The organism is Nocardia neocaledoniensis, assembly GCF_029868625.1.
Classification (GTDB): domain Bacteria; phylum Actinomycetota; class Actinomycetes; order Mycobacteriales; family Mycobacteriaceae; genus Nocardia; species Nocardia neocaledoniensis_A.
The window spans coordinates 14,588-33,767 of the sequence record NZ_JARWOJ010000091.1 but is presented as its reverse complement, the minus strand read 5'-3'; the positions used below and the strand labels follow the sequence as shown (position 1 = coordinate 33,767).

Sequence of the window (19,180 nt, the reverse complement as noted above, 5' to 3'; positions counted from 1 at the left end):
CGGTGGCCCTGCTCAGACCCTGTGAGCTGATGGCTGCCCGTCATCGTGCGTGATCATGAAATCGGGCGCGGACGGTCGAATCCCTTGCGTGGTAGCGGCCGACTCCATTTTCCGCCGGCTGAATTTCAAGGCCGGGTCGTCGACAGGGCCCTTGCGCAGGCGCGCGAGGTCGGAGGCGTAGGTCATCGTCACGGTCCATGGGCCGGAGGTGCCCTGATCGGGGAGCGCGTCCGCCGCTCTGCGCACGTATCCGGCATGGAAATCGAGCATCGGCCGATGCTCGACAGACCGGTCGGCGACCGGTTCCACGGTGTCGTATCCGCGCTCGTCGAGCAGCCGCAGCAAGCGGCACAGGTGCTCGCACACCAGATCCAGTTTGAGTGTCCACGACGAATTGGTGTAGCCGATCGCGTAGGCGAAGTTCGGTACGCCGCTGAGCATCATTCCCTTGAACGCCATGGTCCGGCCGACGTCGATGGGCGCTCCGTCCTTGCTCAGCAGGATGCCGCCGGTGACCACCTCGGCTCGACCCTCGCGGATGGCGGTGAACAGGTCGCCGTCCCGGACCGCGCACAGCCGTTCGTCCCAGGGGTCGTAGCGGGGGTTGAAGTGGACGTCCACCTCGTACCCGCGCGGCAACAGCGCCTTGTTCACCGCCCGGATCATCCGGCGGGTCGCGGCCGGATGCCGCCTGCTCAACTCCCAGAGGAGCCGCTGGCGCGCGATATTGAGCCTGCGGGCGACGCGGTACGCCGTGGCATCGGGCAGCAGAGTCCGCAGCGCGACCGCCGCATAGTCGGTCCCGGGCAGCGGCAGGACATAGCTCGGTGAACGTTGCAGCATGACGACCCGGGCCGCGGTCGCGGCCATCGCGGGCACCAGGGTGACCGCGGTCGCGCCGCTGCCGATCACCACTACCCGGCGATTCCGGTAGTCCAGGTCCTCGGGCCAGAATTGCGGATGGACGATCAGCCCCGCGAAGTCTTCCTGACCGTCGAAATGTGGTGAGTGTGGCTGTTCGTAGGAGTAGTAGCCCGCCGCGCTGAACAAGAACCGGCTGGTCATCGTCACGATCCGCTCGTTTGCCACCTGTACGCGCACCGTCCAGCGGGCCTGCTCGGTCGAGAAGTCCGCGCCGAGCACCTTGTGCCCGAACCGGATGTTCGGCGCCAGTTCGTCGTCGACGGCCTCGGCGAGATATTCGAGGATGTCCGCACCGTCCGCGATCGCCGAGTCGTGGGTCCACGGCTTGAATTCGTAGGCGTATGTCTGCAGGTCGGAATCCGATCGGATGCCGGGGTAGCGGAACAGGTCCCAGGTGCCGCCGATCCTGTCCCGCGCGTCCAGCAGCAGGAAGGACTTGCCCGGCAGCTGCGTCTTCAAGTAATGGCCCATGGCGATGCCGGAGAGTCCGGCACCGACCACGAGCACGTCGAGATCCACTGCCGAATCATGCTGGGAACGGCGAAGTTCCGGCTCATTGAACATGGTGTGCAACTTCCTGTGGAGGTGTGATGTGTGACGGGCGCGCGGCCGGTGGTCGCGCGCCCGCGCCGTGCCGAAGCAACGGCTGGGTGACCGCGTCGCGCCTCAGGGCGCCGATCGGCGCGCGGGTTCGCTGCGGTAGCGCGATGCCGGGCCGTCGATCCCGAGCAACCGCCACATCTGCCGGGCGACGGGATTCATCAGCCCGGCCTCCGTCGCGAGGGCGCGGACATCGGCGAAGACATCCCGCAATTGCCTGGCGGAATCCGCGTGGTCCCAGAATGCTTCGCGGATCACGCTTTTCGGGATGGCGAGTGCATCGGTCATCTCCCTCGGCGGGATCACGATGACATCACACAGCACTCGCATGATGAGGGGAAAGGCCAGCGAGAGCAGCAGCCGGCGGACGGGCCGGTAGGTGGCGACCGTCTCGCGTAGGTAGCGATGCGCGAAGGAGATGTGACGCGCTTCCTCGGCGACATGGATCTGCATGATCCGTTCGATCAGCGGATGCAGCTCGACATCGGACCGAAGGTAGGCCTTTTGGATGTGGTCGATCGGCTCCTCGCCGGCCAGGACTCCGGCCCAGAACAGCGCCGGTGTGAATTGGCCCGCCAGCGAGATGAACGGCCCCGCTCGACGGAACAGCGGCCGTGCCCCGGGAACATCGGCCCCCGAACGATTGACGAACTCCTGGAACATCTGCGTGTGATGACACTCTTCGGTCGCCTCGTGCGTGATGTAGCGAAACTCCGGCCTGCCGTTGGGCAGTGTGATCGCGAAGGCCATGATCCCGCCGATCAGGATCTCCTCGAACGTGCGTCCGACCTTGCAGACGTTGGCCTGGCGCCAGATGCCGATCTCGATCTGCCGCTCGACGGGCAGGCTCCGGTACCAGGGGTGCCTGCCCAGCGGATCCACATCGGGCAGAACCCAGCGTGGGTCGCTCCAAGAGATCTCGTAGTCGGGGTCGTCCCAGGCGATATCGGTGAAGGCGTCGAAGTGCGCGGTGACCGACGCCTCGGACAGCGTTGTCACGGTTTCGTCGAAAGTCTGCTCGCTGGTCATCTCACTCCCAGGGCTGAGCGGCCGCGGCCGCGAATATGTGTTACTGAGAGTTGCATGTTTATTTGGTCGTGCCAACGCTCCGAAGGGCAACTCCATCGAGGGCTTCGGTCCCTGGCGCCTGAGGTCTTTCGGCTCTGAGCGGTTTTCGCGACGGCAGCGGAAAACCGCAAGCAGCCCGGCGCGGTGCCGAGGCGAATCCCGGCGGCGGGGTGTCCCCGAAGTCATCTCGGGCGGTGTCTTCGTGCTCTAACCGCGCCCCGGGCGCGGTGGCACCGTAGGAGACACAGACGAGAGGACGACACCCCATGGACCCCGGAATGCCCGACCGCCGCACAGTCATGGCGGCATTGACGCTCGCCGGGCGTGCGCCGTCCCGGCGCAACACGCAGCCGTGGCGGTGGCGGGTGACCGATCGCGGGGTCGATCTCCACCTCGATTCGCAGTGGTCGCCCATCGCGACGGATCCGGAATCGCGCGACGCGATGCTGGCCTGCGGCATCGCGCTGCACCACCTGACTGTGGCCTTCGCCGCGGCCGGCTGGGCCACCGTGGTGCGGCGGCGGCCCGATGACGCCCGACCGGATCTGCTGGCATCGCTTCGATGGATTCCGCATCGCGCCACGATGCTGGAGACGTCGCTGCGCGAGGCGATCACCGAGCGGCGCAGCGATCATCGTCCCTACCAGTCGTTGCCCATCCCAGCCGGGTACCTGAGCTTGTTCCGCGAGCGCGCGGCGGCGTTGGGCGGCATCGTGCGTCTCGTTTCCGACAGTGACCGCGCGTGCCTCGCGGCGTACGAGGGTTCGTCCCGCTCGAAGATGGCCTGCGCGAGCGGTTCTGCGCTCGCGCCCCCGTCCGAGCTGCGAACGCTCGGCGACGGTCTCATCGGGAGCACGCCGCGATGGTCGCCGAGCGAGACCGGAAGTGCGGATGGTGCGGTCGTCGACCACGCCGAGCTGTTCGTCGCCGGTACCCCCACCGACGATCCGCTCTCGCGGGTGCGTGCCGGTGAGGCGATCAGCGCCGTGTTGCTGACCGCCACCAATATCGGGCTGGCCACATGCCTGCTCACCCGACAACTCGAGTCGCGCCGGGACTTCTTCCGGACCGAAGCGCTGGGTGGCACCGCGTTCCCCCAGGCTCTGCTGCGCGTCGGATGGGCGCCGGGTACCGGTGCGGTGCCGACCATGACGCCGCGTCGCCCGGTCGAGGACCTGATGCTCGACCTGAGCGACTGACGCCGGTGTGAGACCAGGGCCGCCGCGACGGACTCGCGCTCCCGAACATCGGGCATCAGGAAGGTCGCGAGGGCGCGTGGTGGGTGATCAGGGTGGCCCTCACTCGCCGGGCGGATGGACGACCACGACTGGGCAGCGCGCGCACTGGATCAGCGCGTTGGTGGTGGAGCCGAGCCGCAAGCCGGGAAAGCCGCCGCGACCGCGATTTCCCATGACGACGAGCTGTGCTGACGCGGACCATTCGATCAGGTGGTGAGACGGTCCGGACACATAGGTCTTCCGGGTGACCGCAACGCCCGGGTACTTCTCCGGCCACCCCGCGAGCTGTTCGCTGATCAGCTCCTGTGCGTCGGCTTCGGCGCGGCCATCGGACAGAACGTCCGGTAGCCCGGCGAACCAGCCGAACCGCAGGTCGCTCCAGCAGTGCACGACGACGAGTCCGGTGTGCCGTTGGTCGGCCTCGGCGAAAGCCGCCGCCACTGCGGCGCGGCTGTATTCGCTGTCGTCGACGCCGACGACGACCGGTCCGGCTGCTCGTGTCGGTTGCTCGGAACCGGCGCCACGTACCACGGCTACCTGGCCGTGGCCGTGGGCGGCGACGGTGAGCACGGTCGATCCGAAGAGCCCGCCGCCGCTGAGGCCCAGCGCGCCGACCACGGTCAGGTGCGCGGTGGCGGATTCCTCGATGAGCACGCGGGCGGCTGTGCCGTCGACGGTCACGGTCTCGACAGTCGACGTGTCAGCGCTGGCGCGCGCTTGCTCTGCTGCGGCGCTGAGGCACTCGCCGCCGAATTCGTGCATCGCGTCGACGACCGAGCTCATCGGCAGTTCGTAGGGATCGAGCAGAATGTGCGCCGCGGTGAGATCGGCGGCGTGCACGATGCGCAGCGGCCGTGCGTGCGCGGCGGCGGTCTCTGCCGCCCACCGCACCGCCCGCTCGGCGGCTGCCGAGCCGTCGGTACCGACCACAACCGGTGCGGCGGGTGAAGAACGGTCGATATCGGACGTCGTCATGACATGTCCTTTCGGAGTCGATTGCCCACGGACGCGGGAGTCAGCCGATCATCTGGTCTGCCGTGCGGCGGAGGCCGAGGCGTTCGATCGCGGTCGGATGTACGGGCTGCTCGGGGACGACCAGGACCGCGCAGCGAGTGTGCTGGAGGGTGAGGTACGACATCCCGCTCAGTGGCGGCCAGAACGGTCTGCGTTGCCGGGTGGTGACCACCAATTGCGCTGTGGCGCAGAATTTCTCGATCGCGGTACGGGTGTGCCCGAAATAGGTGACCAGTCGAGTCCGGACAGTGGGGAAGCGGCGTCCGTGATCGGCCAGCAGTGCCTCGATATCGTGCTCGGCGCGAGGCGCCGAGGAACGCGCTGTCGGCCGGGCGATCGTGACGACCACCAGCTCGCTGCGTCGCTCCGTGGCGGCGCGCAGCGCGGCCGACAGTGTCAGGGACGCGCCGCTGTCGGTGGGTGTGGTGACCACCAGCACCGGGCCCACGGCAGCGGCACCGCTGGCCGGGGGCCGGATCACCGCGACCGGGCAGTGAGCCGAGGCCGCCAGCGTGGTCGCCACGGACCCGAGCATCGACCGGGTGGTTCGGCTCGCGCTGCCGACAACGACTTCGCAAGCGTCCGCGGACAAGCCGATCAGCCGGGTCGCCGGATCGCCACGAAGCGCGAGCATGTTGATCGCGGGCGGAAGGGTCGCTGACGTGCGTGCCCACCGTTGCCGCACAGCGCGTCGGGCGGTGTCGAGGATCTCCGCGCTCGCCGGTGTGTCGACATGCCGTCGCGCGACATGGACCAGGTGCAGCGGTGCACACCGGGCGTCGGCGACGACAGCGGCCCACTGCGCCGCGCGGATTGCGGCGGCTGAATCGTCGACGCCGACGACCACGGGCGATGTGGCGGTGTGTCGTCGGTCGGTGTCGTCGGTCGTGATCTGACTCATACCTTCAGGGTGGCTGGCACAGTCTGCGACCGGCAGGGCACCTGTACCCGAACAACCGGGACCTTCGGCACGGGGCATACGGAATCGCACGACACCGTCATTCGGCGACAGGGCCGGTCGCTCGCACCGCGCGGATCCGAGCCGCGAGTGTGCGCACGGTCGCGGACTCGAACATGTCGGTCCCGGCCAGCATGACGGTGGCCGCCGCGGCGGCCACTCCGAACTCACACGCCCTCGGCACGTCGGCGCCCTCGGTCAGCTGGTGGGTGAGTGCCGCGACCAGGCTGTCTCCCGCGCACGCGTCGCTGCGCGGCGGCGTCGGCAGGTCGGGCGCCGCTATCACCCGATGGCCGTCGCCGTCGGAGCACACCGCGCCGAGCGCGCCGACCGTGGTGATCGCGTGTTCGCAGGCGCCGCGCGCGAGCAGGACAGCATTCGCCGCGCACGCGTCGTCGTATCCCCTGATCGGACGGCCGATCAGGGCGGCGGCTTCGACGCGGTCGAGCCGCAACAGAAACACGGGTTCGGCCAGCATCGTGGTCAGCTGGGGGCGCGCGATGTCGGCGATCAGCGCGGCGCCGGCCGCAGCCACGGCGCGTGCCACGGTGGCGCTGAATTCCGCGCTCAGACCGGGCGTCCCGCTGCCGGAGAGCACGAAATGGTCGCAGTGCTCGGCGGTTCGGGCGATCGTATCGAGACACTGCCGTTCCTCGGCGGCGGACAACGTCGGTCCTTCCGGAACTACGTGGAAGCTCCCGCCCGACTCCTGTTCGGCGATGACGAGCGCCTCACGGGTGTCCTCGTCGATCTCGACGGGCAGGTGCGCGAGGCCTTCGTCGTCGAGCAACCGGTTCAACCGCGCGCCCACTTCTCGGCCCGCGGTGTGCACGGCGAGGGCCGTGCCACCCAGACGCCGGACGCCGCGCGCGACATTGATGCCCCCGCCGCCACCGCGAACCGAACGTAGCCGCGCACGCGACTTTCCTTCCGGTCGCAGGCCGGTGACCTCCAGGGAGAGATCCACCGTGGGATTGATGGTGAAGGTGGCGATCGGCACCGGATGCCGCATGGGGTCCATCACGCCAGCATGGTCGCGGTGTTGCCCGTCCAGCAGTGCCGAACGTCCTCGCCGGGTGCGCCGTTCGTCGCCTGTATCCGTGGTCTCGAACGGCGAGCGCGCAGCTGCCGGGCCCGGCCGGTGTCAGGCCCGCGCTCGGTCCCGGGCGAGCGCCCTGTCGCGTTGTTCCTCGAACCGGGGGATCTTCACCGTCGCCAGGTCGTCGAGGAAGCCGGCCAGATGTTCCCTGGCCCGCTCCCCGCGCGCGGTGAAGTCCGCGCGTTCGAAGATGTTCCACTGTCGCAGCACAGGATTCAATACTTCTTCCAGGTGCTGACGGAGGTCATAGACGCCGTGCTTGGCCATGAGCACACCGTGGCGGCGGAAGTCGGGCATGCCGGCGCCGGGCATCTGGAAGTTGCAGACGATGGTGTCGATCGCTTCGATCGCCTGATCGGGTACGAGGTCCAAGGCCGCCGCGCAGACGCTGCGGTAGAAGATCATGTGCAGATTCTCGTCGGCGGCGATCCGCTGGAGCATTCTGTCGGCGATGTCGTCGGCACAGACCTTGCCGGTGTTGCGGTGGGTGACGCGAGTGGCCAGTTCCTGAAAGCTGACATAGGCCACGGAATACAGCAGACCGGCGCCCGTGTCGGAATCGCCCGCGCCGGTCCCGGCCGCGAAACCGTTGGTCATGTGCTGCATTCGCGCCGCTTCGAGCCGGACGGGGTCGACGCCTCGGGTGACCACCAGGTAGTCGCGGATCACGGTGCTGTGCCGCATCTCCTCCGCGGTCCACCGGCCCACCCAGGTGCCCCAGGCTCCGTCGCGGGAGAAGTTTCGGGAGATCTCGCGGTGATAGGACGGCAGGTTGTCCTCGGTGAGCAGATTGGTGATCATGGCGGCCTTGGCGACCTCGCTGAGCGTGGATTGTTCGGCGTCCCAATCGATCCCGCCGAGCATCGCGAAATTGCGCCCCCGCTCCCAGGGGATGTAGTCGTGCGGCTGCCAGTCCTTGCTCATGCCGAGATGGCTGTTGAGACAGCGTTCGGCGACCGGTTCCAGTTCGGTGAGGATCTCACGTTGTGTCAGGTCACGAGGCACTGTGGTCGTCTGCCCTTCTGCTGTGGATCGGGACGGATACACCGACGATGGTCGCTTCGGTCGTCGGCCGCCCAACATCACCACCGCGGTGTCAATGGCTCGTAGGGCTGAAAGGCCCATCGTGAAGGGGCTTCCGGCACTGGGCCCCGGTTCGGCCGGTGTGGTCTCCTCGGCGCAGGACGACGAACGGAAGGCGAGGTCGAAATCTGTGCGGCTGATCGAGATGTGGGATTCGCCCCAGGCCGGAGTTCCGTCGTGATCGACTCGGGAAACGAGGGTGACGGGCAGCGCAGGGTGCTGGAGCTGGGACGGGCCGAGGCCTTGCGGCTGCTGGCGAGCGTGCCGATGGGCAGGGTGGTCTACACGCGCGACGCGCTGCCGGCGATCCGACCGGTCAACCACCTCGTCGACGAGGACGGGTTGATCGTCGTCCGGACGCGCCTGCACTCCCCGCTCACCGGGCTCGCCTCCCACACCGCACCGGTGGTGGTCACCTATGGCGCCGATGAGATCGATCCGGTGCGCCGGGTCGGGTGGTCGGTGTCGGTGACCGGCCTTGCTCGCACCGTCTCCGACCCCGGGCGCGTCGCGAGCTACGAGCGGCGGCTGCGGCCCTGGGTGGAAGGCATGATGGACGCCGTCATCACGATCGACCCCGATATCGTCACCGGCATCCGCCTGCTGGAACGGGAAGTACCCGAGCACCGCTGAGGCTGTGCCGAGCACTCGCCCAGAACTCCCGCTCGCCGAGCCGGCAGACCCGCTGTGATGCGGCACGAGCGCGACAGCCGAACCGGGGACCTCGTACCGAAATCCGGGCCGATCGGCCCGCCCCGACGATGACCTTGGCCCCTGCCCGTGGCCGGCCGATCCCGGGAATGCTCGATGTCGACGCCGGCGACGGGCTGGTGACCCCGAGGAAAGGCAACGACGATGACCGAGAAGACGGCGCGGCCCACCGAACACCGACCCCGGCCGGTGCTGGCCGCGGTCGACGGATCCGCCAATTCCTATCAGGCCGCGGCATGGGCCGCCGCCGAAGCGGCGCTGCATCACCTTCCGCTGCACATCCTCACCTCTGCCGCCATCCAGACGGGCTTCGGTCCGGGAATGTCGCTGGGCGAGGCCGATCTGGAATGGCTCAGGGCGGATGCTGAGCGGGTGGTCGGCGAAGCGGCACGGGTCGCCCGCGCCGCGGTGCCCGACGAGGACCTCACGATCACCACCGAGGTCGCGTTCGAGCTGGCCTCGCCGTTGCTGATCGAGCGGTCGATCACGGCGGAGATCCTCGTCGTCGGCAGCCGTGGCATCGGGGCCTTCCAACGAGGGCTGCTCGGCTCGGTCAGTACCGCGGTGACACGGCACGCTCACTGCCCGGTCGCCGTGGTCCAGGGCATCGTCGCCACGGATCCGGTTACTGCCGGGTTGCCGGTACTGGTCGGCGTGGACGGGTCCGACAACAGTGTCGGCGCCGTGGAGTTCGCGTTCGAGGAGGCCTCGCGCCGCAAGGTCGATCTCGTCGCGGTCCACGCGTTCAGCGACGCCAGCGCCGATCTGCCCCTGCTCGGCTGGGAGATGGGCAGGCAGACCGCGGAAGCCGAACTCTCCGAGGCATTGGCCGGGTACGGCGAGCGCTATCCCGACGTGGCCGTGCGCGGCGTGGTCGTTGCCAACCGCCCGGTACGCGCGCTGCTGGAGGAGTCCGCGTCGGCACAACTGCTGGTCGTGGGCAGCCATGGTCGCGGTGGATTCGCCAGTATGCTGCTCGGCTCCACCAGCAACGCGCTGTTGCATTCGGTAGAGCTTCCGATGGTCGTAGTCCGCGACAGGACGTAGCAGCGACGAGTCGAGGCGGCCACGGCAGACCATGGCCGCCTCGCCGGGTAGTGCCGTCGAGGCGAGTGGCCGATCCGCGACCGCCCGGCCCACGGATTGCCCGAAGTCCCTGTGAGCGGGGACATCGTGCCCTTATCCCCGTCCCCATCGAGGTGGGACGGTGAAGCGACGAAACGACGAAGGACGGACAGCATGAAGCGCGGACTCCCCGATGACACCACCGTGAAGGCGGCGCTGACGCTCGCCGGGCGTGCGCCGTCCGTGCACAACATTCAGCCGTGGCGCTGGCGTATCGCCGACCACAGCATCCACCTCTACCTCGACCGGCAACGCGCTCTGCCCGCGACCGATCCCGACCAGCGCGACACCGTGATCAGCTGCGGCGCGGCTCTGCACCATCTGACGGTGGCGTTGGCGGCGATGGGATGGGCCGCGGTGATCCACCGGGTCCCCGATCCCGCCGACCCGGATCACCTCGCCGCGGTGACGCTCGTACCGCATCGACCCGCCCCGCTCGACATCGAGATGAGCAAGGCGATCAGCGTCCGCAGGACCGATCGACGGCACTACACGTCGTGGCCGATCCCGGCTGGTTACCTCGGTCTGTTCACCGAACGGGCAGCGGCGCAAGGTGCCGTGGTGCGCCGGATCGATGACCGGGAATCGGTGCGGTCCGCCGCCCGTGCCGCCAGCGGAATTCACGCCGGCGACGAGGCGTATCGGTTCGAACTCGCGATGTGGTCGGGCAGGCATGGCAGTGTCGACGGGGTGCCCGCGCGGAACACGCTGAGCCCGCGCCTGGACGACGACCTACCGGCCAGGCTGTTCGCCGGAGCCGAATACACCGATCCGGCAGAGGAACCCGATCACGCCGACCTGCTCGTGATCGGTACCTCCGGCGACGATCGGGTGTCGAGACTGCGTGCGGGAGAAGCGATCAGCAGCATCCTGCTGACGGCGACCGGCGTCGGGCTCGCCACCTGCCTGCTCACCGAGCCGCTCGAGATCCCCGCGCAGCGTGTGCGGATACGTCGCCGATTGCTCGACGATATCGCCTATCCGCAGGCCATTCTGCGCGTGGGCTGGGCACCGACGAGCGCCGGGAAGCCGCCGGAAACACCACGACGCCCCCTCACGGAGTTGTTGGTGGAAGACGACTAGACAGTCGTGCCTCCGCGGTGGTGAGACCCTCGCCCGGCGGAGCCGATGCCCGGCCCTCGAATTCTGGACAACACCCTGAGGAGCACAACCATGAGGATCGATGACGCTTTCCGCGCCGCGAAGGACGCGATGACCGTCGAACGTGTCTACGCCGAGCCGGTCGAACGCGACGGCACCACGGTGATCGGCGTGGCCGCTGTCTCCGGCGGCGCCGGGGGCGGCGGATCGGAATCGAAGGGCGAGGCGGGCTCCGGTGCCGGATTCGGTGTCGGGGCGAAGCCCGTCGGTGCCTTCGTCATCCGTGACGGAAAGGTCCGCTGGCAGCCCGCGGTCGATGTGAACAGGCTCGTCGCCGTGGTCGGGGCTGTCGTCATCGCCGCCCTCATCGTCAGCGCTCGTTCGCTCGGCCGCCGATGATCGCGCTCGACGGGTTCGCGGCGCGCCGCGTCAGCTGATCGGGCCACATCTGTACGACACCTACCTCCGGGTCCTGTGGCCCGCGGTGCGGGCGATGGCGATTGTCGTGGGCGGCGTGAGTCTGCTGACGGCCGCCCTCGGCGGAGAATCCGCGCCCACCGTCTTCGACGTTCTTCGCGACGGGCTGACGTCCGCGTTCGCCGGTGCCGTGTATACCGCATTTTGGGTGACAGTCGTTTTCGCGGCGATCGAACGCGTCGCGCCGGGCGCGGTCGTGCCCGAATGGCGGCCGGACGACCTGGCGCCGGTGCCACACAAGCGGGAGATCTCGCTCGGTGACGCCGTCGGAGACCTTGTTTTCGCGCTCACAGTCCTGATCGTCGCCGTGTGTCTATTTCCCGCGCTGGCTCCACCGTTTCTGGCGGAGGTCGTGGGAGGACTGGATTCCGGTGTGGTGACGCGATTGTTGCCGGCAGTCGTGGTGGTCGCCGTGTTGTGGATCGCGGTCGCCGGTGCGCAGCTGCTCGTGCGTGCTTGGACGTGGCCGGTCACCGCCCTGTCGATCGTGGCCGATCTGCTGGCCATCGCCACGGCGGCCGCTGTTCTGGTGCACCGGCCCTACTTCTCCGAGGACTTCCTCGCCGGGCTACGCGGTGAGGGCGGTGATGTGGGCAAGGCCATCGACATCGGCATCGGAATCGGTGCCGTCGCGGTGATTCTGGTCTGCGCCAGCGGAATAGTCACTGCCGCGCGGCGGTATCCGGGCCATCGTCGTGGCCGCCCGGAGGACGCGCGCTGAGCCGGTGGGGTAGATACTCGGTCCAGTCGATCCGCGCGAGCATGACGACACCGACCAGGAGCACGAGCTGTACGGCGATGCCATAGGGTGTGGTGAACGAGGAGGTCAGAGTCTCGCCGAGACTGCGCTCGGCGACCTCGGCCGCGCTGAGGTACAGCGAGAAACTGACCATTCTGCCTATGACATGCGCGATGGTCAGCGGAAGCAGGCGCAATCCGAGGAGCCCGGCCGCCTCGAACATCTGCGCCGACGGCAGCGGGGAGACGAAGAACACCCCGATCGTGGTGAATCTGCGGCCGCGACGAGCGGTGAGATAGTCGCTGGCGGCCCGGAGGTTGGCGGTGCGTCGCGGGCCGAGATGGCCACCGGCGCGACGGGTGGCGGCGGCGAGGACATACCGACCCGCACCCGAGGCGACGGCGGCGCAGACGACGAGCGGGACCGGATGGAAGTTCCCGTTGACCGCGAAGAACACCACGAGCAGCGCGTTGGGCGGGCCGAACGCCGGCAGGAGGTTCACCGCGAACACGACGGCGAACACGAGGAGCAGGTGCGCGGCGGTCGTGCTCATGACGGCGGGTTCGTCGGTGCGCGGGGAACGGTCTCACGGTCGGACAATGGCGGTGCTCTCCGTTCTCGACGTGCGAGGTGGTGGTCGACGAAGCCTTCTCAGCGTCGGGCGGCGAGTCTGCGCAGACGCTCGTGTTCGAGGACGAACACGGCGATGCTCCCGGTGAAGCTCGCGGCCGTGGCGATCGCCCCGAGCGTGGTCCATCCGCCGAACCCGTACCCTGCTGCCGTCAAGGTGGAGGCGAGCCCGACGATCCCGATGAAGAAGAGCAGAATCCCGGGAATGTTGTAGGGATCGGCGAGGCTCTCGCCCGGCTTGCTGTGGTACGCGGCGGTGGTGGTGCTGTCGCTCACGATGATTCCTCCGATGTCTTTCGTCAGACCGCGACACGGTTTCCGCGGTCCGTCCCCACACTGTCCCGCCGCCGCCGGTCACCTCGTGAGAGGCGTTGGTCCCCAACAGCTTCGACCAAGGTCATCTGGGAGGAATTGGTACTCCTCGAATGGTGTCTGTCGGCCCTTACCGCACAGTGCCGGGAAGGGCGATGGTGGCACTACCGGCGAACCGTCGTGTCACGCGGTTCGGATCTCGGAAGGAGACTGAAATGTACTGGTACGACCATGATGTCAGTGGCTGGGCTTATGTCTGGATGGGTTTCGGAATGGTGTTGTTCTGGGGTCTGTTGATCGCTGGTTTCGTGCTCGCCTTGCGATACCTGTTCCGGCTGGACAACGGGCGCCGCCAGCACCCGGTGCCGCCGGGCGCCGAGCATGTGCTGGCGGAGCGGTTCGCCCGGGGTGAGATCGATGCGAAGGAATACGCGGATCGGCTCGCCGTTCTGCGTTCCGCCGCGACACAGTGATTCCGTGCCCGCGTACCGGGTATCTCGCGCAGTCGCGCAGATCAGGGACCAGTGACCGTCTCGGCGAGGACCTTCGGCTCTGTCCGGAGTGCGGGCCCGGCGATGAATGTAGGGGCGCTCGATGCCGCCGTGGCCAGGCGAGCGGAAAGGACAGGTGTGGTCGTGGGTTCGTCGGATCTCTTGTCGCGGTTCCTGCTTGTGCCCGAGGCGATGGTGAGCATTCGGGGCGCGGTGCCCGGCGCCGAGATCGAACGACTGGGCACCGCCATCGGCCGGACTCTGCGAGAACTCGGAGCCGACCGTGCCGTGCGCGTCCGGGTGAGCGACTCGGGCGATGGCGGCGGTCCGTTGCTGGTTCAGGTGAACCTCGCGCTGGATGGCACGGCGGTACGGATGCAGACCGTAGCTCCCGCCGATCGGGTCGCTGTCCTGGTGGCGAAGCGGCTGCGAAGGCAGATCGTCGGTGCCCGGCGATGGTCACCGCGACCGTGGCCGGCGACCTGGTCGACGCGGCCGTCGGTCCTCTTTCCCGGCCCGCTCACCCGGCGCAAGCCGATCACGCCGCGAGTGTTGTCGCCGGCCGCGGCCATTCGGACGATGGACGCACTCGACTACGACGTGCACCTTTTCACCGACAGCGAGACCGGCGAGGACTCGATCGTCTACCGTGGCGGGCCCTGGGGTCTACGGCTGGCACGGCAACATGATCTCCGGCCACCCGGCGCGTTGTCTGCGGCGGGGCCGGCCGTGCCGACCCTGCATGTACATCCGGCTCCGGTCTTGGATGAACACGCGGCCACCGCCAGGATCTGCGACCATGGCCTCCCCTTTCTCTTCTACACCGACCCTGGATCCGGACGGGGTGCCCTGCTGTATCGGCGCTACGACGGAGGACTCGCCGCGTTGTCGATCGCCGATGAGCCGGTGGAGAAGAGCCATCCGGTGGCAGACGCGGAGTACGGGCACGGCCTTCCCACCGACCGCGTGTCTTCGTGCCAGGCTGGATACGACACCAACGGCACAGCGTGAAAGGAGCGGCGAGATGATGCGAGCGTGGCGCGCGGTCCGTCCCGGTCCGGTCGGGTCGTCTGCCCCGCTGCGGTTCGGCGCGGAGCCGATGCCGTCGCCCCTGGCCGGCGAACTACTGGTCAGGGTGCTGGCCTGCGGCGTGTGCCGAACCGACCTGCACGTGGTGGAAGGCGATCTGCCCGTCCACCGACGTGCGGTGACGCCGGGACACGAGGTCGTCGCGGAGGTCGTATCCGTCCCGGACGGAGACGGCGATGTGGCGGTGGGCGACCGGGTGGGCATCCCCTGGCTGCGACACACGTGCGGGGTCTGCCGATACTGCCTGCGCGGGGCCGAGAATCTGTGCCCACGCTCCCGCTACACCGGGTGGGACGCCGACGGAGGGTACGCCGAATTCGCCACTGTTCCCGCCGACTTCGCGCTGCCGTTGCCCGCCGGCTACTCCGACGAGGAGTTGGCTCCGCTGCTGTGCGCCGGGATCATCGGGTACCACGCGCTGATACGCGCCGAGGTTCCGGAGAAGGGGGTGCTCGGTATCTACGGCTTCGGCGGTAGCGCCCACCTCACCGCGCAGATCGCGCTGGCGCGGGGTGCACGTGTCCATGTGATGACCAGGGATCCGGCTGCCAGGGAGCTGGCGTCGGCGCTCGGTGCGGATTCGGTGCAGGGCGCCGCCGACGCGCCACCGGAGCCGCTGGATTCCGCGATCCTGTTCGCCCCGGTCGGCGAGTTGGTGCTGCCCGCCATGGCGGCCCTGGACGCGGGCGGCACGCTGGCCATCGCCGGTATCCATCTCACCGACATCCCGCCGCTGAACTATGAGCGACACCTGTTCCGGGAGAGGCAGATCCGCAGTGTGACATCCAATACCAGGCTGCAGGCCAGAGAGTTCCTCACCTTGGCGCAGCGGTACCGGTTGAAGGTCTCGACCCATCCCTACCCGCTCGAACACGCCGACCGCGCTTTGCGGGATCTCTCGCTCGGCCGCTTCGACGGTGCCGCCGTGCTGATGCCGTGATCGCGCCGACCTACCAGCGGCAGTGTGCGACTGATCCGGTCATCGCGTGTCCGGCAGGATCGATCGGGTGGCGGCCAGCCGCGCCGCCCATGCGGTAGCGCGCTCGAGCTCACCGGAACGAAGCGGACCGGTCATGTCCTCGACCAGGAAGTCAGCGGGGGCGGCCACGAGGTGATAGCCCAGGTGCCGAAGGCGCTTGGCGATGCCTTTCGCCGCCGAACCGGGCAGCCAGGGCGGGTGGGCGATTTTGGTCCCGAAGGCGGCGGCCGAGCGTGGCGACGGCACGGGCAGCGCCGCGTCGAGCCATTCGCGAATTCCGATCTCGATCTCGACGGGGTCGTCGGTCTGGCCCGCCGCGTCCTGGCGGGTGGCGGTGCGGCTGAGCCCGAAGGCGTGGGTCGGACCGCCGACGACGAGCAGATCCACCTGTGGTGCCGGGTGATTCACCGCCTCGGTGACAGGAAGGACTGTCACCTCGAACCGCGACCGCAGACCGGTCGCGATCGCTTCGGCCACTGCCGCGGTGTTACCGAACATGGACTCGTAGACAACCTGCGCACGCATCAGTTCATCTCGCTTCGCGGTCGGATGTCGGTGTGGTCGTGCAGTGGCGGCGTACCGAGCGCGGCAACGGCGAAGGCGAGGACGAGACAGACCGGCTGTAGCCAGTTGAACTCGCGCAGCACTACGAGCTGCACCAGAATCCAGCCGATCAGCGCGGAAGCGGCAACCAATGTCGTCTGCGCGTTGTGCGCGTCGTTGTCGTCGACCGTCAGCGCCACGACCGTCATGGGCAGGCCGACCACGAGGGCCAGTGCCACGCCCGACAGGATCGGGCTGTGGAGGGGGATTCGGTCGAGGGTTGCCGGGGTCAGCGGCACCGCGCCGGTGATCAGCCCGAAGGACCCGGCGAACGCCCAGGTCGCCATCAGGCCGGCGAGCAGGCGCAGGACGGATCGGCGAGGGTCGAGTCGCCGCAGATACATCGAGATCATGGAGTCGAGCATGGCCGGTTCGCCGTGGCCGAGATCAGGGCCGAAGGTCCTGGGCGCGGAGGACCAGCGTCCCGATCCGATGACCTTCGGCCATCCCGCGACCGGGACCGCCGCGTCGACACTGGAGCGATGGTGACGGGTCTGCTGCCGGGTCTGCGGCAATTTCGGGGCTATCGGCGTTCCTGGCTACGTCGGACGTGGTCGCCGCGGTGACCGTTTTACGCCGCGCTCGCCGCGCTGCTGGCGTTGCTGGTCGGAGGGTTGTGCTTGCTCGGTGCGTTGCTGAGGCTGGGCGTGCTGGCGGATCTGTTGTCGCACCCGGTTCTGGTCGGCTATCTGGCCGGCACCGCGGGCTTGAAGATCGTCGGGCAGTCGGGGAGGGTCACCGGAGTGCCGGTCGAAGGCGACACGGTGCTCGCGCAACTGCGCTCGCTGGTGTCCGACATCGAGCAGTGGCATCCGGCGACGGCGCTGCTGGCAGGATCGGTACTCGTGGCGTTGCTCGCCATGGCCCGGTGGCTGCCGCGCGCGCCGGGGCCGTTGATCGCCGTCATGGGAGCGGCCGCGCTGGTTTCGGTGTTGTCACTGCAACGTTTCGGCATCGCGGTGATCGGCAGCGTTCCGACCGGCCTACCGGCGCCGGGTCTGCCCGATCTCGCTTTCGCCGATGTCTCGGTGATGCTGCTTCCCGCCGTCGGCATCGCGGTGGTGGGATTTTCCGACAACGCGCTGACCGGTCGTGCGTTCGCGGCGCGCCATGGCGACCATGTGCGACCGAATGTCGAGCTGGCGGCCCTGGGGGCGACGAACGTGGCCACGGCGCTGACGCACGGCTTTCCGGTGAGTTGCAGCGGCAGCCGGACGACCATCGCGGACCTGCTCGGTGCCAGAACCCAGCTCTACGCGATGGTCACCGGTGCCGTCGTGCTGGCCGTGCTGTTCGGCGCGACCGACCTGCTGGCGCAATTCCCGGTCGCCGCGCTGGGCGCGCTGGTGATCTACGCCGCGCTCCGGCTGATCGAGGTGTCGGAGTTCGTGCGGCTGGCGCGATTTCGCCGCAGCGAACTCCTGCTCGCGGTCGGGACGGTGGTCGCGGTCCTTGCTCTCGGCGTCCTCTACGGCGTCCTCGTCGCGATCGCCCTGTCGGTGTCGGACCTGCTGCGGCGCATCGCCCACGCGCATGACGCCGTGCTCGGCTTCGTCCCGCACCTGGCGGGGATGCACGACGTGGACGACTACCCCGACGCCACCCGCATCGCGGGATTGGTGATCTACCGCTATGACGCTCCGTTGTGCTTCGCCAACGCGGAGGACTTCCGCAAGCGAGCACTCGCGGCGGCGGAAACCGCCGGCGGGCAACTGCGGTAATTCGTTCTCAGCGCCGAGGCGAACGTCGAGGTGGACCTGACCGCGCTCGACGCCGTCGAGCAGGTACGCGCCGAATTGTCCGGGCGCGGAGTGGTCTTCGCGCTGGCCCGGGTCAAAAAGGACCTGCGCGACGACCTCGACGCCTGCGGGCTGACCGAGCGGATCGGTCCCGAACGGTTGTTCCCGACGCTGGCGACGGCGGTCGCGGCGTTTCGCGCGGCGACCGCGTCGACCGAACGTACCCGCACCGGCCCGAGATCCCCGGTGGACGAACCGAAGGGGAAGGACTCGCGCCCACACCGGTCAGTCGTGATGCACGACCATGACCGGGCACTCGGCGTGTTGAACCAGCCAGTTGCTGGTCGATCCGAGCAGCAGACCGCGGAAACCGCCACGACCTCGGCTACCGACGACGAGCAGTTGCGCGGTCTGTGACCACCGGGCCAGACGCTCGCGCGGCCCGAACACCTCGACCTCGCGCCGGACCGCCACATCGGGAAACTGCTCGGACCAACCGGCCAGTCGTTCGGCCAGTAGCGCCTCCTCGGCGACGGCGAAGTCGTCGACCGGCATCGCCAGGTAGTCGACACCGCCGAACTGCCCCTCCGACAGATCGCTCCACGCGTGTACCGCGACGAGTTCACCGCCGCGCAGCGAGGCCTCGGCGAACGCCGCGCCGATCGCGGGTTCACCGACGCTGCTGCCGTCGACCCCGACCACCACCGGACCGTCCTGGCGCTCGGGATCGGGTCCGCGCACGATGACGACGGAGCCATAGGCGTGTGCGGTCACCGCGAGCAGGGTGGATCCCAGATGGGCGATCGCGCCCGCGGTGCGAGTCGCGCCGAGGACGACCAGATTCGCGTGCGCCGAGGCCTCGATGAGCGTTCGGGCGGTCCGTCCGGTCGCGAGTTCGGTGGTCAGAGTCACCGTCGGCGCGGCGGCCCGCGCCTCGTCGGCGGCGGCGGCGAGCATCTGTTCGGCCGCGCGTCGGATGTCCTGCATGGTGGCGTAGATGAAGGCGTCGTAAGCACTGCGCGGCGTTCGATCGGCGATCGGTTCGGCGCAGTGCACGATGCGCAGGGCACGGTCGCGATCCGCGGCCGTGCGTGCGGCCCAGCGAACGGCGCTGATCGATCCTTCCGATCCATCGATTCCCACGACGATCGCGGCCGAGGCGATCTGATGCGGGCTCTCAGTGTGCTGTGTCATGGTCGT

The 19,180-nt window shown here is 68.7% G+C and carries 20 protein-coding genes and 1 pseudogene; 10 read left to right on the top strand and 11 right to left on the bottom strand.

The annotated features are described in order from the left end of the window. Nucleotides 1-12: 12 nt before the first annotated feature. Complete coding sequence (locus QH270_RS06155; RefSeq protein ID WP_432420303.1) at nt 13-1,443, bottom strand: flavin-containing monooxygenase; 1,431 nt, start codon at nt 1,441-1,443, stop codon at nt 13-15. 147 nt (nt 1,444-1,590) lie between these two features. After that, nucleotides 1,591-2,649, bottom strand: coding sequence for an AurF N-oxygenase family protein (locus tag QH270_RS06150; RefSeq protein WP_280339427.1), 1,059 nt, complete (start codon nt 2,647-2,649; stop codon nt 1,591-1,593). Nucleotides 2,650-2,858: 209 nt separating this feature from the next. Here QH270_RS06150 and QH270_RS06145 point away from each other — a divergent pair, with 209 nt between their 5' ends. Further along, complete coding sequence (locus QH270_RS06145; RefSeq protein WP_280339426.1) at nt 2,859-3,791, top strand: NAD(P)H nitroreductase; 933 nt, start codon at nt 2,859-2,861, stop codon at nt 3,789-3,791. Nucleotides 3,792-3,890: 99 nt separating this feature from the next. Here QH270_RS06145 and QH270_RS06140 read toward each other — a convergent pair whose 3' ends face one another. From QH270_RS06140 to QH270_RS06125, 4 genes are all read right to left on the bottom strand, one after another. Beyond that, nucleotides 3,891-4,805, bottom strand: a complete 915-nt coding sequence (locus tag QH270_RS06140; RefSeq protein WP_280339425.1) for a universal stress protein — start codon at nt 4,803-4,805, stop codon at nt 3,891-3,893. 40 nt (nt 4,806-4,845) lie between these two features. Further along, nucleotides 4,846-5,745, bottom strand: coding sequence for a universal stress protein (locus QH270_RS06135; RefSeq protein ID WP_280339424.1), 900 nt, complete (start codon nt 5,743-5,745; stop codon nt 4,846-4,848). A 97-nt stretch (nt 5,746-5,842) separates the two neighbouring features. Next, a complete protein-coding gene (locus QH270_RS06130) occupies nt 5,843-6,823 on the bottom strand; it encodes a 1-phosphofructokinase family hexose kinase (protein WP_280339451.1) in 981 nt (326 codons plus the stop codon). A gap of 123 nt (nt 6,824-6,946) precedes the next feature. After that, nucleotides 6,947-7,906, bottom strand: coding sequence for an acyl-ACP desaturase (locus tag QH270_RS06125; RefSeq protein ID WP_280339423.1), 960 nt, complete (start codon nt 7,904-7,906; stop codon nt 6,947-6,949). Between the two features lie 255 nt (nt 7,907-8,161). On the opposite strand from QH270_RS06125, the gene QH270_RS06120 reads away from it, so the two are divergent. From QH270_RS06120 to QH270_RS06100, 5 genes are all read left to right on the top strand, one after another. Further along, nucleotides 8,162-8,617, top strand: coding sequence for a pyridoxamine 5'-phosphate oxidase family protein (locus tag QH270_RS06120; protein WP_280339422.1), 456 nt, complete (start codon nt 8,162-8,164; stop codon nt 8,615-8,617). Between the two features lie 222 nt (nt 8,618-8,839). Continuing rightward, complete coding sequence (locus QH270_RS06115) at nt 8,840-9,742, top strand: universal stress protein (protein WP_280339420.1); 903 nt, start codon at nt 8,840-8,842, stop codon at nt 9,740-9,742. 192 nt (nt 9,743-9,934) lie between these two features. Then, a complete protein-coding gene (locus QH270_RS06110) occupies nt 9,935-10,903 on the top strand; it encodes an Acg family FMN-binding oxidoreductase (RefSeq protein WP_280339418.1) in 969 nt (322 codons plus the stop codon). A gap of 90 nt (nt 10,904-10,993) precedes the next feature. After that, on the top strand, nt 10,994-11,320 hold the full coding sequence (locus tag QH270_RS06105) for a spore germination protein GerW family protein (protein WP_280339417.1): 327 nt from the start codon (nt 10,994-10,996) through the stop codon (nt 11,318-11,320). A gap of 94 nt (nt 11,321-11,414) precedes the next feature. Then, nucleotides 11,415-12,119 (top strand): hypothetical protein, encoded by a 705-nt coding sequence (locus QH270_RS06100; RefSeq protein ID WP_280339415.1) that lies wholly within the window; start codon nt 11,415-11,417, stop codon nt 12,117-12,119. Here QH270_RS06100 and QH270_RS06095 read toward each other — a convergent pair. Continuing rightward, nucleotides 12,061-12,690, bottom strand: a complete 630-nt coding sequence (locus tag QH270_RS06095) for a hypothetical protein (protein ID WP_280339413.1) — start codon at nt 12,688-12,690, stop codon at nt 12,061-12,063. The genes QH270_RS06100 and QH270_RS06095 overlap by 59 nt on opposite strands. Nucleotides 12,691-12,788: 98 nt before the next feature. Continuing rightward, on the bottom strand, nt 12,789-13,043 hold the full coding sequence (locus tag QH270_RS06090) for a hypothetical protein (protein WP_280339411.1): 255 nt from the start codon (nt 13,041-13,043) through the stop codon (nt 12,789-12,791). A 251-nt stretch (nt 13,044-13,294) separates the two neighbouring features. Between QH270_RS06090 and QH270_RS06085 the strand changes: the two genes are divergently transcribed. From QH270_RS06085 to QH270_RS06075, 3 genes are read left to right on the top strand one after another with little or no spacing between them, the layout of a single operon-like run. Continuing rightward, nucleotides 13,295-13,552: an SHOCT domain-containing protein gene (locus QH270_RS06085; protein WP_280339410.1), complete on the top strand. Its 258-nt coding sequence runs from the start codon at nt 13,295-13,297 to the stop codon at nt 13,550-13,552. A gap of 51 nt (nt 13,553-13,603) precedes the next feature. Continuing rightward, nucleotides 13,604-14,581, top strand: coding sequence for a sigma 54 modulation/S30EA ribosomal C-terminal domain-containing protein (locus QH270_RS06080; protein ID WP_280339409.1), 978 nt, complete (start codon nt 13,604-13,606; stop codon nt 14,579-14,581). Between the two features lie 16 nt (nt 14,582-14,597). Further along, entirely contained in the window at nt 14,598-15,599 is a 1,002-nt protein-coding gene (locus QH270_RS06075; protein ID WP_280339450.1) for a zinc-binding alcohol dehydrogenase family protein, read from the top strand. Nucleotides 15,600-15,638: 39 nt separating this feature from the next. On the opposite strand, the gene QH270_RS06070 is transcribed toward QH270_RS06075, so the two are convergent. Both QH270_RS06070 and QH270_RS06065 read right to left on the bottom strand, forming a co-directional pair. Further along, nucleotides 15,639-16,163 carry a flavodoxin family protein gene (locus QH270_RS06070; RefSeq protein ID WP_280339407.1) on the bottom strand — a complete coding sequence of 175 codons (525 nt, stop codon included), beginning with the start codon at nt 16,161-16,163 and terminating at the stop codon, nt 15,639-15,641. Next, nucleotides 16,163-16,756 carry a hypothetical protein gene (locus QH270_RS06065; RefSeq protein WP_280339405.1) on the bottom strand — a complete coding sequence of 198 codons (594 nt, stop codon included), beginning with the start codon at nt 16,754-16,756 and terminating at the stop codon, nt 16,163-16,165. The genes QH270_RS06070 and QH270_RS06065 overlap by 1 nt, the downstream gene beginning before the upstream one ends. Before the next feature lie 57 nt (nt 16,757-16,813). On the opposite strand from QH270_RS06065, the pseudogene QH270_RS06060 reads away from it, so the two are divergent. Continuing rightward, nucleotides 16,814-18,178, top strand: a pseudogene (locus QH270_RS06060) (SulP family inorganic anion transporter); the annotation flags it as partial. 87 nt (nt 18,179-18,265) lie between these two features. Here the strand turns inward: QH270_RS06060 and QH270_RS06050 are convergent. Further along, nucleotides 18,266-19,174 (bottom strand): universal stress protein, encoded by a 909-nt coding sequence (locus tag QH270_RS06050; protein ID WP_280339403.1) that lies wholly within the window; start codon nt 19,172-19,174, stop codon nt 18,266-18,268. Nucleotides 19,175-19,180: the final 6 nt, after the last annotated feature.